Consider the following 16,393-nt stretch of genomic DNA (forward strand, 5'->3'; position numbering starts at 1 on the left):
GTCCGGTTGCCCCCGCCGCTCGCACCACAGTGGCCACGGGATGATCCATTCCGGTCGGTGCGCCGGCCGGCCAACCGCGCGCCGACCGGCCGCTTAGTTGATCATGTGAGGGACGAAGATCCTGCGTAGCGTGAGGACATGAAGAAGCGGTATGTCGCCAGAGTCTCCATGCCCGGCCGCTTCGCGCGGGGGCCATCGCGGACTGACGGACCACCCGTCGCCCGGGGAAGCGCGACACCCCCCGGCGCCGACACCGCTGTCGCGCCGGACGTCGGCGTGGCGGCCGTCGCCGCCGCGCCGGGCGGCACTCCACCACCGCCGCAGCCCCCGGTCGCGGCGCCCACCGGCGTGGCTCCGGTTCCGCCCGGCTCGGCGCCGCCGACCAGCGGGCCCGGGCCCGTCCGGGGAGTGGCGCCGCTGCCCGACCCGGCCGACGGGGCCGGGATCGAGGGCGCCACCCAGCTGCTCCAGGCGCCCGACGTCACCGCGGCCATCTTCGTGGACGGCTCCGGGCGGCGGGCTCGCACGCTCCGCCGCGTCGTCTCCGCCGTGGTGCTGCTGGCCCTGCTCCTGATCGTGGCGCTCTGGGCGAGCCAGGGCGCGGAGGTGCTCGGACTGCGGGTGCCCGCCTGATGGCGCTCTGGCGCGGCGGGCAGCGGATCGGCGGCGCCGCCGACCTCGACCCCCCGCCACCGGAGAACCCCCGGCAGCGTAGGCGGGCCCGCCAGCGGTGGATGTTCGCCGCCCTGGCCACCTTCATCCTGGTCAACGTGCTCGCCGTCGGCGCGTACGCCAACTCGCGCTTCACCCCGGACAACCAGCGCACCGGACCGGAGAGCGCCGCGTCGGTGCCGGCGGCGGTACGCGACGGCGGGACGGTCGTGGACCTCCGGAGCGGGCGGCTCGACGCGCGCCGGATGCCGGCGCGGACCATCGCGCTCACCTTCGACGACGGTCCGGATCCGGTGTGGACACCGCGGGTCCTCGACGTGCTCAGCCGGCACCACGTGCCGGCCACGTTCTTCGTCCTCGGCTCCCAGGTCAGCCGGTACCCGGACATCAGCCGGCGGATGGTCCGCGAGGGCCACGAGCTGGGCATCCACACCTTCACCCACCCGGAGTTGACCGACCTGCCGTCCTGGCGGCGCCGGTTGGAGTACTCCCAGACCGAGGCGGTCATCGGCTACACCACCGGGGTCGGCACGCCGCTGGCCCGGCTGCCGTACTCGAGCGGGGTCGACGCCGTCGACGACGCCGACTGGCCGATCGTCCGGGACTCGGGCCGGTGGGGTTACGTCACCGTCTTCGAGGACACCGACAGTCAGGACTGGGCCCGACCCGGCTCGGACGCGATCGTCCGCAACTCCACCCCGAAGGGCGACCGGGGCGCGGTCGTCCTCCTGCACGACAGCGGCGGCGACCGCGCCCAGACCGTGGCCGCGCTCGACCGCTTCATTCCCGAGATGCAGGCCCGCGGCTACCGCTTCACCACCGTGTCCGGCGGGCTCGGCTGGCCGGCCGCCGCTGCCGCCTCCACCGGCGACAGGATCCAGGGCGGCCTGCTCGTCTGGGCGGTGCGGATCGCCGACGCCACGGTACGCGGACTCTGGCTGCTGCTGATCGTCGTCGGCCTGCTCACCCTGGCCCGCACCCTCCTGCTCTTCGGCTACGCCGTCCGACACGCCCGACGGCGCCGCGCCCCGACCTGGTCCTGGGGTGGCGAGGTGAACGACCCCGTCACGGTCATCGTGCCCGCGTACAACGAGCGCACCACCATCGCGGCGGCGGTGCGGTCGTTGGCGTCGGGACGTCACCCCGGCGTGGAGGTGCTGGTCGTCGACGACGAGTCCGACGACGGCACCGCGGAGGAGGTGGAGCGGCTCGGGCTGCCCAACGTCCGGGTGGTCCGGGTGCCCGGCGGCGGCAAGGCCGCCGCGCTCAACGCCGGCGTGGCGCTGGCCCGGCACGACCTGCTGGTGATGGTCGACGCCGACACCGTCGTGGAACCCGACGCCATCCACCGCCTGGTGCAGCCCTTCGCCGACCCGCGGGTCGGGGCCGTCGCCGGCAACGTCAAGGTCGGCAACCGCCGCCGGCTGATCGGCCGCTGGCAGCACATCGAGTACGTCATCGGCTTCAGCCTCGACCGTCGGCTCTACGACACGCTGCGCTGCATGCCCACCATCCCCGGCGCCCTCGGCGCGTTCCGCCGGGAGGCCGTCCGCGGCGCCGGCGGGCTGAGCCGGGCGACGCTCGCGGAGGACACCGACCTCACCATGGGCATCCACCGGGCCGGCTGGCGGGTGGTGTACGAGGAGACGGCGGTGGCCCGCACCGAGGCGCCGAGCACCCTGCCGCAGCTGTGGCGGCAGCGCTACCGGTGGAGCTACGGCACCATGCAGGCGCTCTGGCGGCACCGGCGGGCGTTGATCGAGCGCGGTCCCTCCGGTCGCTTCGGCCGGCGCGGCCTGCCGTTCATCGCCCTCTTCTCGGTGCTGTTGCCGCTGCTCGCGCCGGTGGTGGACATCTTCGCCGTCTACGGGCTGTTCTTCCTCGACCGAGTGGAGACCGTCGTCGCATGGCTCGCCGTCCTGGCCCTCCAGGTGATCACCGCGATCCTCGCGTTCCGCCTCGACCGGGAACCGCTGCGTCCGCTCTGGGCACTGCCGTTGCAGCAGTTCGTCTACCGCCAGGTCATGTACCTGGTCCTGGTCCACTCGGTGGTCACCGCGCTCAGCGGGGGCGCGCTGAAGTGGCAGAAGCTGCGCCGTACCGGGGAGGTGGTGGCCCAGCCGACGGCCGGGTGACGGCGGATCAGGTGAGCGGCGCCATCGCGGCCCGGGCCGCCCGCCGGGCCGCCGCCGGCAGCCAGGGTGCCGCCGCGATCAGCGCGCGGGCCTGCGCCGGGGAGAAGACCCCGGCGGCGGGCTCGCCCCGACCGCACGGGCCGTCCGACTCGCCGGGGCTCTTCACCCACAGCAGCGCCGCCACCCGCTCCAGGCGGGGATCGGTGGTCGGCGGTACGCCCAGCGCCTGCGGCGTGGCGTTGCACCACCGGTCGTCGGGCGGCGCCGGCAGCCCATTGCGGGAGGTGTCGATGACCATCTCCCGGTCGCCGACCAGGTCGGACACCGCCAGGCCCCAGCGGTGGCTGTCCGCCGTGGACTGCCGGTTGGAGACGTTGACCGAGAAGCCCTCCGCCCGGGCGACGCCCGCCCGGCGCAGCCGCTCGGCGGTCTCCCGCGGACCGCGCCAGCGCGGGTGGCCGGCGTCGAGATAGACGTGGTGACCGGCGTCGGCCAGCACCCGGACCGCGCGGGACAGCAGCTCCGCCCGCGCGTCGTCGAAGCACTCGGCGACGACGGCGTCCGGTTCGAGGATCACCGCCGCCCGCTGGTCGCCGAGCGCGTCGACCACCTGGTCGACGAAGCGCGCGTACGCCGTGGCGTCCCGGGCGCCGCCACCGGCGCAGTCCAGGTTCGGGACGTGATAGATCACCACCACCGGCAGCGCGCCCTGGCTGCGGGCGGCGGCCAGCACCTCGGCCAGGTCGGGCAGTTCCGCCGGGCCGGTCAGCCAGCGCGCCTGCGGGGTGCCGGCGATCGGGTCCAGCCAGGCGGCGTCATGGTCGCGTCGCCAGTGCGCCGCCGGGCTGTCCGTGTCCACCAGCAGCCGCGCGCCGCGGAACGGGTGGCGCAGCGGCGCGTACGCCTCGTCCCCCTCTCCGCAGCCGCCGAGCGTCGCGAGGAGCGCGGCGGCGAGAGCGCCGGCGAGCAGCGGGACGCGCATCCGGCCAATCTATGCGCCCCCGCCCTCCGGCGCAGCGCTGCCGCGGCCGCGCCGCCGCTACGGCAGCTCCACCGGCAGCGGCACCGGGCGCTTGGCCACCCGGTCGTCCCCGGAGGACCGGCCGCGCAGGTGCCGGGCCAGCCAGGGCAGCAGGTGCCGCCGGGTCCAGGCCAGCTCGGCCCGGACCACCTCGTGGCGGGGTCGCCGGGCGGGTACCGGCAGCGAGTGCGACCACGAGTCGTCGTAGCCGGGCAGGCCGGCGGTGTGCGCCAGCGCGGCGGCGATCCGCTCGTGTCCGGCGCTGTTGGCGTGCAGCCGGTCGTCGCTCCACAGGCGGGGGTCCGATGCGACCGGGTGCGCCCCCAGGTCCAGCAGGGTGGCGCCGGTCTCGGTGGTGGCCGCCCGGACCGCCGCGTTGAGCGCCACCACCCGGCCGCGCAGCGGTCGGGCCAGCGGCATCACGGGCGCCGGGTCGGGCAGGGTGAAGGTGAGCACGGTGGCGCCCTGGCCGACCAGGGCCCGTTGCATCGCGCCGACGTCCTCGGCGATCCGGTCCGCGTCGAACGACGGCCGGAGCACGTCGTTCATCCCGGCCACCACGGTGGCCAGGTCCGGCGCCAGCTCCAGCGCCACCGGCAGCTGCTCGGCCCGGATCCGCGCGGTGGTACGACCGCGGATGGCCAGGTTGGCGTACTCCAGGCCGCCCTGAGCGCGGGCCACCGCCAGGGCGAACCGGTCCGCCCAGCCCCGGTAGCCGCCGGCGCCGTCCGGGTCGTCCAGCCCCTCGGTGGTGCTGTCGCCGATCGCCACGTACCGCTGCCACAACATGGTCGCCAGCTTAGGGCGGCCCCGCGCCGGGACACCGGACGGCCACCGCGGCCATTAGCGTGGTGCCGGATGAGTCCCACCCGACGCCGCCTCGACCCCGACCAGGTCCGCCGGTACGTCGCCGCGTCCCTCGGCCCGTCGTCCCGGGTGACCGACTGCGGGCCGCTCGACGGCGGCGGCTTCGCCGCGGTGTGGTGGGTGACCCTGGACGACCGGCGCCGCGTCGTGCTCAAGGTCGGACCGCCGCCGCAGGTGCCGCTGCTGCGGTACGAGCGCGGCCTGGTCGCTGCCGAGGCCCGCTACCTGCGCCGGGTCGCCGCGCAGGCGCCCACCGTCCCGGTCCCGCCGCTGCTGCACCACGGCAGCGACCCGGAGCTGGGGGACTGGCTGCTCACCGGCCTGCTGGCGGGCCGCACCCTGCACGATCTCGCCGAGGCCGGCGTCGACACGCGGCGGGCCCGGGCCGAGTTCGGGGCCGCGCTGGCCGCGCTGCACCGGGTGACCGGCGACCGGTACGGCTACGACGGTGACCGTGCCGGCGGCGCTACCTGGCGGGCCGCGTTCACCGCGATGCTGGACGACCTGCTCGCCGACGCGGCGGACTGGCGGGTGCCGCTGCCCGTGCCGGCGCGGCGGATCCGGGAGCTGGTCGGCCGGCACGCGCACGTCCTCGACGCGGTACGCCGCCCGGCGCTGCTGCACTTCGACGGCTGGGCCGGCAACGTCCTCGCCGTGCCCGGCGCGGACGGGGCGCCCCGGCTCAGCGGCCTGGTCGACGGGGAGCGCCACCTGCACGGCGACCCGCTGCTGGACCTGGTGTCGCCGCTGCTGTTCCGGCGTACCGAGGACGAGCCGGACGACCCGTTCCTGCGCGGGTACCGGATGGTGACGCCGTACCCGCTGGACGCCGGGGCGCGGCGCCGGCTGGGCCTCTACCGGCTGCACCTCTACCTGCTGATGACCGTGGAGATGCCCAGCCGCGGCATGACGGCCGGGTCGCATCCGGGCCGGGTCGCCCGGCTCGCCGAGCTGCTCGATCGGGAGCTGGCCGACCTCGCCAGGCCCTGACCGTCGCCCGGGACGGGCGTCAGAGCCAGCCGGAGCGGCGGAACAACCGGTACAGGGTGACCGCGGCCAGCGCCATCACCAGCAGGGCCCCCTGGTAGCCGTAGCGCCAGCCCAACTCCGGCATGTGGGCGAAGTTCATGCCGTAGATGCCGGCCACCGCGGTCTGGGTGGCGGCGATGGCCGCCCAGGCGGCGATCTTGCGCATGTCGTTGTTCTGGTCCACGGCGAGCTGCGCCAACCGGGACTGCAGGATCGAGTTGAGCAGGTCGTCGTACCCGCCGATCCGGTCCACGGCCCGGGTCAGCCGGCTCTCCACGTCGACGAACCAGCGCTGCAACGCCGGCGGCGGCCCGCCGTCGCGCTGCTCGACGAGGCTGCGCAGCGGCGCCTGCAACGGCAGCACCGCCCGCTTGAACTCCACCACCTCGCGTTTGAGCTGGTAGATGTGCTGGATGTCGGTGCCGCGGTCGCGGGCGAAGACGCTCTCCTCGACGCGTTCCAGGTCCCGTTCCAGGTGCCCGGAGACCTCCAGGTAGAGCTCCACCATCCGGGCGCAGACCGCGTACGCCACCGCCCACGGCCCCTCGGCCAGCACGCCCGGGCGGCGCTGGATGTCCTCCCGGACCGGGGCCAGGGCGCCGGCCGCGCCGTGCCGGACGGTGATCACGAAGCGGTCGCCGAGGAAGACCATCACGTCCCCGGTGTCGATCACCTCGGAGGTGTCGGTCAGCTCGGTGTGCTCGACGTAGCTCGCGGTGCGCAGCACCAGCACGGTGACGTCGCCGTGCCGCTGGACGGTGGGGCGGTGCCCGTCGGCGAGGGCCTGCTCGACGCTCAGCTCGTCCAGCCCGAAGGTGCGGCCGACCGCCGCCATCACCGCCGCGCCCGGCTCGTGCAGGCCCAGCCAGACGAAGGAGCGCCGGGTGCGGCGGCTGCGTGCGTACGCGTCGGCGTAGTGCGGGCGCCCCGGCTCCCGCCGGCCGTTGACGTAGACGGCGCAGTCCACCACGGCGTCCGGGTTGGACCGTCGGGCGGCCGGCGTGGCCGCCGCGTCGGCCGGGCGGCCGAGCAGCCGGCCGAGCAGGGCGGGGAGCCGCGGCCCCCGCCGGGTCCGTACCGCCGTCCGGTCCACCGCCGCACCTCCGCCCCGCCGGGAACTGACGGCCTACCGTACGGCACGTGCCGTCGGCGCGGTCAGCGTGTGGCCGTGGCGAAGACGACGATGTTGTCGGGGTAGTTGCCGGTGCGGGGGTTGAACCGGCCGCCGCAGGTGATCAGCCGCAGCCGGGCCGCCGCGTCGCCGCCGTAGACCCGTTCGGTGGGGAACCGCTCCTTCGGGTACGCGCCGGCACCGTCCACGGTGAACGTGGCCTGCCGGCCGTCGGCGCGGGTGACCTGGACGACGTCGCCGGCCCGGAGCCGGCCGAGGTCGAAGAAGACGGCCGGACCGGCCTGCGAGTCGACGTGCCCGACCAGCACCGCGTTGCCGGCCTCGCCGGGGGTGGGGCCGCGGCGGTACCAGCCGGCCACCTCGGGCCGGTTCAGCGGCGGCACCTCCAGGGAGCCGTTGCTGTCGCTGTCCACCGGGACGATCTCCGCGTCGACGCCGATCCGGGGGATGGTGATCCGGACCGGTTCGGACCGCGGCAGCACCGGCCCGGGCGAGCCGGAGCGTTCGCCCGTCGGGGCGGCCGAGGCGCCGGGCTGGGGCGGCCGGAGGGACGTGGTGCCCAGGCCGGCGGCGACCAGCCCGGCTCCGGTCGCGCCGGTCAGCGTGACCGCCGCGACCACCGCGGCGGTGCGGGCCCGCGACGGCCCGCGCTCGGGGTTGCGCTGCGGCGACAGGTTCCCACCTCCGTCCGACGTGGGCGTGGTGCCCGCACCGGTCACGCCGGCGCGGGCACCCTCGCACAAGGGATGGTGTGTGGCGACGCCCTCAGGCGACGACGGAGGCGCGGCGCCGGCGGCGCAGCAGCACGTACGTCCCCCCGGCGACGGCCCCGGCGGCCAGCGCGCCGCCCGCGACGAGGACGCCGGTGTCCGGCCCCTGGCCGCCGGCGCCGGCCTGGGCGCCGCCGATCGGCGTGACGGTGAACTGCGCGGTGCCGCCGTTGCTGCCGTCGCCGCAGGTCGTCGTGACCGTGTACGTGCCGAGGGTGAATCCGGCGGTGAAGAGTTCGGCGCTCAGGCCGCCGCCGGCCGCCGCGGTGGTGGACCGGACGTTCTGATCCCGGTTGGGCCCGGTGACCCGGAAGATCGCGTCACCCACCTTCGGGTTGCAGGTCGTGGTGAGCACGACGGTCCCGCCGACCGGGGTGGTCGCTGGTGAGACGGTGGTGGTTTGCGCGAGCGCGGCGGCCGGGAGCAGGAGCGTGCCGAGGCCCACGCCGAGCGCCGCCGATCCGAGAATTGACTGTGCCTTCATGCGCGTCTTCCCTCACTTTTCGTCCGCTGTCTGCGTGGGACGTCGTTCGGGTGGCCAACTCCGTGACTAGCACCGGTGTGGCCAACACTAGGAGGGTTGGGGTGCCCGTCCGGCGTAAATGAGAAATCTTCGTTGCCGTCACGTGTTCCCCCTCCCGCCGGGGAGCTGCGGAAATGCCCACCCAGGACCGCCCGTAACACCCGGCGGTCGTGGTCCCTCGTGGGGCGTCCGTCCGGTTCGCGCCCGCGCGGGCCGTCGCGGCCCTGCGTCCGGTGCGACCGCTCCTGTACCCGATGTCGGAAACCTCGACGCCGCGTCGGACGGCCCCCGGTCGCCGCATTCTTCGGGCCGGGCCCCGGGGCGGAGCGCCAGCCGGCGTGACCGGCCGGCGGCTGGCAGCGGTCGTCACTCCATAGTGGAGGGCTGCCCGCCCCGACCTGCCGCTCGCCGCCCGGAAGGCACCGTTCGCCGCACCGGGCCGACCGCTCCCGGCGGCTGTGCCGTCACTCAGGTCGCGGCCCCGACCAGCGAGAACTACAGTCTGCAGGAGCACACCGGATAGATCGCGACACATATCACGGTGAGGAGCGAGCCGATGACCAACCCCGCGGGCGTCGAGGTCACGGGACCGATGCACCCTCGGTACGACGAGATCCTCACCCCGGAGGCGCTGGCCTTCCTCGCCGATCTGCACCGCGCCTTCGACCCGCGGCGCCGGGACCTGCTCGACCGCCGGCGGCGACGCGAGGCCGAGCTGGCCGACGGCGCGGTGCTGGACTTCCTGCCCGAGACCCGGGAGATCCGCGCGGCCGACTGGCGGGTCGCCGAGCCGGCGCCCGGCCTGGTCGACCGCCGCGTCGAGATCACCGGCCCCACCGACGCGAAGATGACCATCAACGCGCTGAACTCCGGCGCGAAGGTGTGGCTGGCCGACCACGAGGACGCCAACACCCCGCTCTGGGAGAACGTCGTCTCCGGGCAGCTCAACCTGCGCGACGCCATCGACCGCAAGCTCGACTTCACCTCCCCGGAGGGGAAGCAGTACGCGCTGCACGACGGCGAGCTGGCCACCATCGTGGTCCGTCCCCGCGGTTGGCACCTCACCGAGAAGCACATCCTGGTCGACGGCGAGCGCACCTCCGGCAGCCTGGTCGACTTCGGGCTCTACTTCTTCCACTGCGCCCGCCGGCAGCTCGACCGGGGCGCCGGCCCCTACTTCTACCTGCCCAAGATGGAGAGCCACCTCGAGGCGCGGCTCTGGAACGACGTGTTCCTGGCCGCCCAGGAACGGCTCGGCATCCCGCGCGGCACCATCCGGGCCACCGTGCTGATCGAGACCTTCCCGGCCGCGTTCGAGATGGACGAGATCCTCTACGAGCTGCGCGTGCACTCCGCCGGGCTGAACGCCGGCCGGTGGGACTACATGTTCAGCGTGATCAAGAAGTTCCGCACCCGCGGCGCGGACTTCCTGCTGCCCGACCGCGACTCGGTGACCATGACCGTGCCGTTCATGCGCGCGTACACCGAGCTGCTGGTGCGGACCTGCCACCGGCGGGGGGCGCACGCCATCGGCGGGATGGCCGCGTTCATCCCCAGCCGGCGCGACCCGCAGGTCAACGAGGTCGCCCTGACGAAGGTCCACGACGACAAGACCCGCGAGGCGAACGACGGCTTCGACGGCTCCTGGGTGGCCCACCCCGACCTGGTGCCGATCTGCCGGGAGGCCTTCGACCGGGTCCTCGGCGACCGGCCGAACCAGCTCGACCGCACCCGCGACGACGTCCGGGTCGCCGCCGCCGACCTGCTCTCCGTGCACGCCACCCCGGGACCGCACACCGACGCCGGGCTGCGCAACGCGGTCAGCGTCGGTGTGCAGTACCTGGCCGCCTGGCTGCGCGGCTCCGGCGCGGTCGCCATCTTCAACCTGATGGAGGACGCCGCCACGGCGGAGATCTCCCGCAGCCAGGTCTGGCAGTGGCTGCACAACGACGTCACCCTCGACGACACCGGCGAGCGGGTCACCCGGGAGCTGGTCGAGCGGATCGCCGACGAGGAGATCGGCAGACTCCCCGGCGACCCGGGCGGCTACGCCGACGCCCGGGCGCTGTTCATGGAGGTCGCCGTCGCCGACGACTTCGCCGACTTCCTCACCGTGCCCGCGTACGAACGGATGCCCTGACCGACGACCGACGCGGAGGTGGGCGATGAGCACGACCACGACGGACCTGGCCGCCCTCGGCGCCGCGCTGCGGGCCGCCATCGGCGCCGACCGGGTGATCAGCGACCGGCAGGAGCTGCGCACCTACGAGTGCGACGGGCTGGCCCAGTACAAGGTCGTGCCGGCGCTGGTGGCGCTGCCGGTCGATGCCGCGCAGTGCGCCGCGGTGGTCCGGGCCTGCGTCGCCGCCGGCGTGCCGTTCGTGGCCCGCGGCTCCGGCACCGGGCTCTCCGGCGGCGCGCTGCCGCACGCCGACGGGGTTCTGATCGTCACCTCGCGGATGCGGGACATCCTGGAGGTCGCGCCCGCCGACGAGCGGGCCGTGGTGCAGCCGGGCGTGATCAACCTGGCGGTCAGCCGGGCCGCGAACCCGCACGGCTGGTACTACGCGCCCGACCCGTCCAGCCAGCAGATCTGCTCCATCGGCGGCAACGTGGCGGAGAACTCCGGCGGCGCGCACTGCCTGAAGTACGGCTTCACCACCAACCACGTCACCGGCGTCGAGCTGGTCACCCCCGACGGCGACCTGGTACGCCTCGGCGGCCGCGCCCCCGACGCCCCCGGCTACGACCTGCTCGGCGCGTTCGTCGGCTCGGAGGGCACCCTCGGCATCGCCACCGAGGTGACCGTGCGGCTGACCCGGCTGCCCGAGTCGGTGCGGACGCTGCTCGCCGCCTTCGAGAGCACCGACCAGGCCGGCGCGGCGACCTCGGCGATCATCGCGGCCGGGGTGGTGCCGGCGGCGGTGGAGATGATGGACGCCCTCGCCATCTCCGCCGCCGAGGCGGCCGTGCACTGTGGCTACCCGGCCGGCGCCGGGGCCGTGCTCATCGTCGAGCTGGACGGGCCGGAACCGGAGGTGGCCGCCCAGTTCGACCAGGTCGAGCGGCTCTGCCGGGACAACCGGGCGTTCGAGATCCGGATCGCCGTCGACGATGCCGAGCGGGCGCTGTTCTGGAAGGGCCGCAAGTCCGCGTTCGCCGCCGTCGGGCGGATCAGCCCCGACTACATCGTCCAGGACGGGGTGATCCCGCGTACCGCCCTGCCCGAGGTGCTGCGCCGCATCGGTGAGCTCTCCGCCGAACGCGGCATCCGGGTCGCCAACGTCTTCCACGCCGGCGACGGCAACCTGCACCCGCTGGTCCTCTTCGACGCGTCCGTCGACGGGCAGACCGAACGCGCCGAGGAGGTCTCCGGCGCGATCCTCGACCTCTGCGTCCGGCACGGCGGGTCGATCACCGGCGAGCACGGGGTCGGCATGGACAAGGCGAAGTACATGCCGCGGATGTTCACCGACGACGACCTGGACACCATGCAGCTGCTGCGCTGCGCGTTCGACCCGGCCGGGCTGGCCAACCCGGGCAAGGTCTTCCCGACGCCCCGGCTCTGCGGCGAGGTTCCCGGGCGACGCAAAGGGGTCCACCCCGCGCAGGAGGCCGGCCTGGCGGAGGTCTTCTGATGCCCGCCGACGGGGTCCTCGGCCGGCTCCGCGCCGCCGCGGCCGGCGGGGGGCCGGACAACCCGGACCCCGTCCGGGTTGCCGACGCGCACGACACGATCGCCGGGGTGCCGGCCCGCTACGTCGCCGCGCCCCGCGACACCGCCCAGGCCGCGGCCCTGCTGCGGGCAGCGGCCGACCTCGACCTGGCCGTCACCGTCCGGGGCGGCGGCACCCGGCAGGACTGGGGGAGCCCGCCGCGCCGCCTCGACCTGATCCTCGACACCACCGCGCTGGCCGGGGTGGTCGAGCACGCCGCCGGTGACCTGATCACCGTGGTCCGGGCCGGCACCCGCCTCGACGAGCTGGCCGCCACCCTGGCCGGCGCCCGCCAGCAGCTCGCTCTCGACGCGCCGCTGCCCGGCGGCACGATCGGCGGGGCCGTCGCCACCAACGCCAGCGGCCCCCGCCGGATGCTCTACGGCACCGCGCGGGACCTGCTGATCGGGGTCACCCTGGTCCGCGCCGACGGGGTGGTCGCGCACGCCGGCGGCAAGGTGGTCAAGAACGTCGCCGGCTACGACCTGGCCAAGCTGGTCACCGGCGCGTACGGCACGCTCGGGCTGGTCACCGAGTGCGCGTTCCGGCTGCACCCGCTGCCGGCCGCCGCCGCGTACGTCACCCGCCGGGTCGGCGACGCGGCCGAGGCGGGCCGGCTGGCCGGCACGGTACGCGCCGCGCAGCTCGCGCCCGCGGCGCTGGAGGTGGACGCGCCCGCCGGCGGGGGAGCGGCGGTGACCGTGCTGCTGGAGGGCACCCCGGCCGGGGTGGCCGCCCGCGCCGAGGCCACCCGGCGGCTGCTCGGCGCCGACGCCACCGCCTCCGACGAGGCCCCCGACGGCTGGGGCCGGTACCCGTGGCGGGGCGGGGACATCGGGCTGAAGCTGACCGCCGCGCTCTCCGGCGTACCCGGACTGCTGGCCGACGCCCGCGCGGCGGCCGACCGGCACGCCCTGCCGCTCGCGCTGCGCGGCTCTGCCGGCGTCGGCGTCCTCCACGCCGGCGTGCCCGGCACCGCCGACCCGGAGCGGGTCGGATGCCTGGTCGACGCGCTGCGGGCGGCGACCGCCGCCGTCGCCGGGCACGCCGTGGTGCTCACCGCGCCCCCGGCCGTGCGGGACCGGGTCGACCTGTGGGGGCCGGTCGACGGCCTGGCGCTGATGCGCCGGGTCAAGCAGCGCTTCGACCCGGACGCCCGGCTCGCGCCCGGCCGATTCGTGGGAGGGATCTGAATGACCATCCCCCAGCAGCCCGACGACCGCCCGGCCCCGGTCACCTCGCCCGGCGGCACCTTCCCGGCCAGCGGACCGCGCGACGTGCTCGGCCTGGCCGCCCGTCCGCCCGGCGAGGGCGCCTTCGACGCGCACCACCCACCCGCCGCCGAGCTGATCTCGGACTGCGTGCACTGTGGCTTCTGCCTGCCCACCTGCCCCACCTACGTGCTGTGGGGCGAGGAGGCGGACTCGCCGCGCGGGCGGATCTACCTGATGAAGGAGGGCCTGGAGGGCGAGCCGCTGTCGGACTCGATGGTCGCCCACTTCGACCGCTGCCTCGGCTGCATGTCGTGCGTCACCGCCTGCCCCTCCGGCGTCCGCTACGACCGGCTCATCGAGGACACCCGCCAGCAGGTCGAACGCCGGCACACCCGCAGCCCCCGGGAGCGGGTCCTGCGCGCGGCGATCTTCGCGCTCTTCCCGTACCCGCGGCGGCTGCGGCTGCTGCGCGGGCCGCTGCGCGCGTACCAGGCCAGCGGGCTGCGTCGCCTGCTCCGGCGGACCGGCCTGCTGCCCCGGCTCGCGCCCACCCTCGCGGCGCTGGAGTCGCTCGCGCCCCGGCTCGGCCGGGCCGCGCGCCCGCCGCAGCGGGTGCCCGCGGTCGGGACCCGGCGGGCCGTGGTGGGCATGCTCACCGGCTGCGTGCAGTCCGCGTTCTTCCCCGAGGTCAACGCGGCCACCGCCCGGGTCCTCGCCGCCGAGGGCTGCGACGTGGTCATCCTGCCCGGCCGGCAGGGCTGCTGCGGCGCGCTGAGCGTGCACAACGGACGCGAGGCGGAGGCGCGGCGCTTCGCCCGCCGGACGCTGGACACCTTCGCCGCCGCCGGCATCGACTTCTTCGTGGTCAACGCGGCCGGCTGCGGCTCCACCCTCAAGGAGTACGGCGACCTGCTGCGCGACGACGCCCGCTACGCCGCGCTCGCCGCCGACTTCGCCGGACGGGTCCGCGACCTGTCCGAACTCCTCGACGAGCTGGGCCCGGTCGCCACCCGGCACCCGCTGCCGGTGACCGTCGCGTACCACGACGCCTGCCACCTCGCCCACGCCCAGGGGGTCCGCGCCCAGCCCCGCCGGCTGCTGCGCGGCATCCCCGGGCTGGAGCTGCGGGAGATCGCCGACCCGGAGATCTGCTGCGGCTCCGCCGGGATCTGGAACCTGCTCCACCCCGGGCCCGCCGCCGAACTCGGCGACCGCAAGGCCCGCACCGTACTGGCCACCGGGGCGCGGCTGCTCGTCACCGCCAACCCCGGCTGCCTCATGCAGGTCGCCGCCTCGGTGGCCCGCGCCGGGGGCGACATCGCCCTGGCACACACCGCCCAGGTCCTCGACGCCTCCCTCCGCGCCCGCCCGGTGGAGGAGCTGCTGTAGGGCCGAACCCACCCGCCACCGTCCCCAAGCGTCGAGGTGACCCATGTTCGACCAGTTCACAGTCGTCACCGATCCCGTCGGTGACTCCGTCGCGCTCTCGGCCATCTTCGCGGTCCTGCCCCTGCTCACCCTCTTCGTCCTGCTCGGCGTGCTGAAGGTCAAGGCCTGGCTGGCCGGGCTGATCTCCCTCGCGGTCGCGCTGGTGGTGGCGGTCGTCGTGTACGCCATGCCGGTCGGGCAGGCCCTGCTCTCGGCCACCGAGGGTGCCGCGTTCGGCTTCTTCCCGATCCTGTGGATCGTCATCAACGCCATCTGGGTCTACAACCTCACCGTCGAGAGCGGACACTTCGACGTGCTGCGCCGCTCCTTCGAACGGGTCAGCCCCGACATGCGGATCCAGGCGATCATCATCGCGTTCTGCTTCGGCGCGCTGCTGGAGGCCCTCGCCGGCTTCGGCACCCCGGTGGCGATCACCGTGGTGATGCTGATGGCGCTCGGCTTCCGCCCGATCCACGCCGCCTCGGTGGCGCTGCTGGCCAACACCGCGCCGGTGGCCTTCGGCGCGCTGGCCACCCCGATCGTCACCCTGGCCAGCGTCACCTCCGGGGTCAACGACGACTCCCGGCTCACCGTGGACACCCTCGGCGCGATGGTCGGCCGGCAGACCCCGATCCTCGCGGTGGTCGTACCGCTGATGCTGGTGGCCCTGGTCGACGGGCGGCGCGGCATCCGGCAGACCTGGCCGGCCGCGCTGGTCGCCGGCATCAGCTTCGGCCTGGCGCAGTTCGTCGCCGCGAACTACATCTCGGTGCCGCTGACCGACATCGTCGCCGCGCTGGTCTCGGCCGCCGCCGTGGTGCTTCTGGTCCGCGTCTGGCGCCCGGTCACCCCCGCCGACCTCGGCCGCGAGCCGGCGGCCGTGCCCGCTGCCAGGGGGCCCGCCGAGGCCGAGCTGGCCGGTCCCGGCACGGTCCGCGCCGCCGCCGCCAGTCGCTCCGGTACGACCACCGCCGCGCCCGCCCTGGACGGACCGGGTGGGGAGACCCCACCGGGTGACCCGCGCATCGACGCGACGGCTCCCGTCGGGCGGCACCGCACCGGCGACGACCTGACGCCCCGGCCGGCGGACCAGGCTCGCGCCGCCGCCGCGGCGGGCGGGCGGCGGCTCGCCGACACCCCGGCCGAGGTGTTCCGCGCCTACGCGCCCTACCTGATCATCATCGCGATCTTCTCCGTCGCCAACCTCGGGGCGGTGAAGGACGCCCTGGGGACGGAGCCGTGGACGGTGAAGTTCGGCTGGCCCGGCCTGGACATCCTGGGCGGCAACGGCAAGCCGCTCTCGTCGGCCACCTTCACCTTCAACTGGCTGCCCGCCGCCGGCACGCTGATGATCCTCGCCGGCGTCCTCACCGCGCTGGTGCTGCGCGTCTCCGCCGGCCGGGCGCTGCGGGCGTACGGGCGCACCTACGTCGAGCTGCGGTACGCGATCGTCACCGTGATGGCGGTGCTCGCGCTGGCCTACGTGATGAACCAGTCGGGGCAGACCAACACCCTCGGCGCGTTCCTCGCCGCGGCCGGCGGGGCGTTCGTCTTCCTCTCGGCGATCCTCGGCTGGATCGGGGTCGCGGTGACCGGCTCGGACACCTCGGCCAACGCCCTGTTCGGCGCGTTGCAGGTGCAGACCGCGGCCCGCGCCGGGCTGGACCCGGTGCTGCTGGCGGCGGCCAACTCCTCCGGCGGCGTGCTCGGCAAGATGATCAGCCCGCAGAACCTGGCGATCGCCGCCGCCGCGGTCGGGATGGCCGGCCGGGAGGGGGAGATCTTCCGCAAGGTCTTCGGCTGGAGCCTGCTCCTGCTGCTGTTCATGTGCGTGCTGGTCGCGTTGCAGGGCTCGCCGGTCCTCGACTGGATGGTGCCCTGACCGC

The 16,393-nt window shown here is 75.2% G+C and carries 13 protein-coding genes; 8 read left to right on the forward strand and 5 right to left on the reverse strand.

Annotation, left to right across the window (positions count from 1 at the left end; all coding sequences use genetic code 11):
- Nucleotides 1–138 precede the first annotated feature (138 nt).
- Together EV384_RS20900 and EV384_RS20905 are read left to right on the forward strand one after the other, a co-directional pair.
- Entirely contained in the window at nucleotides 139–633 is a 495-nt protein-coding gene (locus EV384_RS20900) for a hypothetical protein (protein ID WP_130335814.1), read from the forward strand.
- Complete coding sequence (locus tag EV384_RS20905; protein WP_130335816.1) at nucleotides 633–2,807, forward strand: bifunctional polysaccharide deacetylase/glycosyltransferase family 2 protein; 2,175 nt, start codon at nucleotides 633–635, stop codon at nucleotides 2,805–2,807. Before EV384_RS20900 ends, EV384_RS20905 begins: the two co-directional genes overlap by 1 nt.
- Nucleotides 2,808–2,814: 7 nt before the next feature.
- On the opposite strand, the gene EV384_RS20910 is transcribed toward EV384_RS20905, so the two are convergent.
- A complete protein-coding gene (locus EV384_RS20910; RefSeq protein ID WP_130335818.1) occupies nucleotides 2,815–3,789 on the reverse strand; it encodes a glycoside hydrolase family 6 protein in 975 nt (324 codons plus the stop codon).
- A 57-nt stretch (nucleotides 3,790–3,846) separates the two neighbouring features.
- Entirely contained in the window at nucleotides 3,847–4,617 is a 771-nt protein-coding gene (locus EV384_RS20915; protein WP_130335820.1) for an SGNH/GDSL hydrolase family protein, read from the reverse strand.
- A 69-nt stretch (nucleotides 4,618–4,686) separates the two neighbouring features.
- Between EV384_RS20915 and EV384_RS20920 the strand changes: the two genes are divergently transcribed.
- On the forward strand, nucleotides 4,687–5,685 hold the full coding sequence (locus EV384_RS20920) for a phosphotransferase (RefSeq protein WP_130335822.1): 999 nt from the start codon (nucleotides 4,687–4,689) through the stop codon (nucleotides 5,683–5,685).
- 19 nt (nucleotides 5,686–5,704) lie between these two features.
- Here EV384_RS20920 and EV384_RS20925 read toward each other — a convergent pair whose 3' ends face one another.
- From EV384_RS20925 to EV384_RS20935, 3 genes are all read right to left on the reverse strand, one after another.
- On the reverse strand, nucleotides 5,705–6,817 hold the full coding sequence (locus EV384_RS20925; RefSeq protein ID WP_130335824.1) for a magnesium and cobalt transport protein CorA: 1,113 nt from the start codon (nucleotides 6,815–6,817) through the stop codon (nucleotides 5,705–5,707).
- Between the two features lie 62 nt (nucleotides 6,818–6,879).
- Nucleotides 6,880–7,530, reverse strand: coding sequence for a class F sortase (locus EV384_RS20930; protein ID WP_130340709.1), 651 nt, complete (start codon nucleotides 7,528–7,530; stop codon nucleotides 6,880–6,882).
- Nucleotides 7,531–7,621: 91 nt separating this feature from the next.
- On the reverse strand, nucleotides 7,622–8,110 hold the full coding sequence (locus tag EV384_RS20935; protein WP_130335826.1) for a hypothetical protein: 489 nt from the start codon (nucleotides 8,108–8,110) through the stop codon (nucleotides 7,622–7,624).
- Nucleotides 8,111–8,705: 595 nt separating this feature from the next.
- On the opposite strand from EV384_RS20935, the gene aceB reads away from it, so the two are divergent.
- The 5 genes from aceB to EV384_RS20960 are packed head-to-tail and all read left to right on the forward strand — an operon-like array spanning nucleotide 8,706 to nucleotide 16,389.
- On the forward strand, nucleotides 8,706–10,289 hold the full coding sequence (gene aceB, locus EV384_RS20940) for a malate synthase A (protein WP_130335828.1): 1,584 nt from the start codon (nucleotides 8,706–8,708) through the stop codon (nucleotides 10,287–10,289).
- Nucleotides 10,290–10,314: 25 nt separating this feature from the next.
- Complete coding sequence (locus EV384_RS20945) at nucleotides 10,315–11,787, forward strand: FAD-linked oxidase C-terminal domain-containing protein (RefSeq protein WP_130335830.1); 1,473 nt, start codon at nucleotides 10,315–10,317, stop codon at nucleotides 11,785–11,787.
- Nucleotides 11,787–13,058 carry an FAD-binding oxidoreductase gene (locus EV384_RS20950; RefSeq protein ID WP_130335832.1) on the forward strand — a complete coding sequence of 424 codons (1,272 nt, stop codon included), beginning with the start codon at nucleotides 11,787–11,789 and terminating at the stop codon, nucleotides 13,056–13,058. The genes EV384_RS20945 and EV384_RS20950 overlap by 1 nt, the downstream gene beginning before the upstream one ends.
- Complete coding sequence (locus tag EV384_RS20955) at nucleotides 13,059–14,468, forward strand: (Fe-S)-binding protein (protein WP_130335834.1); 1,410 nt, start codon at nucleotides 13,059–13,061, stop codon at nucleotides 14,466–14,468.
- A 43-nt stretch (nucleotides 14,469–14,511) separates the two neighbouring features.
- Nucleotides 14,512–16,389: an L-lactate permease gene (locus EV384_RS20960; protein WP_130335836.1), complete on the forward strand. Its 1,878-nt coding sequence runs from the start codon at nucleotides 14,512–14,514 to the stop codon at nucleotides 16,387–16,389.
- Nucleotides 16,390–16,393: the final 4 nt, after the last annotated feature.

It is taken from the genome of Micromonospora kangleipakensis, assembly GCF_004217615.1.
In the GTDB taxonomy this organism is placed as follows: Bacteria; Actinomycetota; Actinomycetes; order Mycobacteriales; family Micromonosporaceae; genus Micromonospora; species Micromonospora kangleipakensis.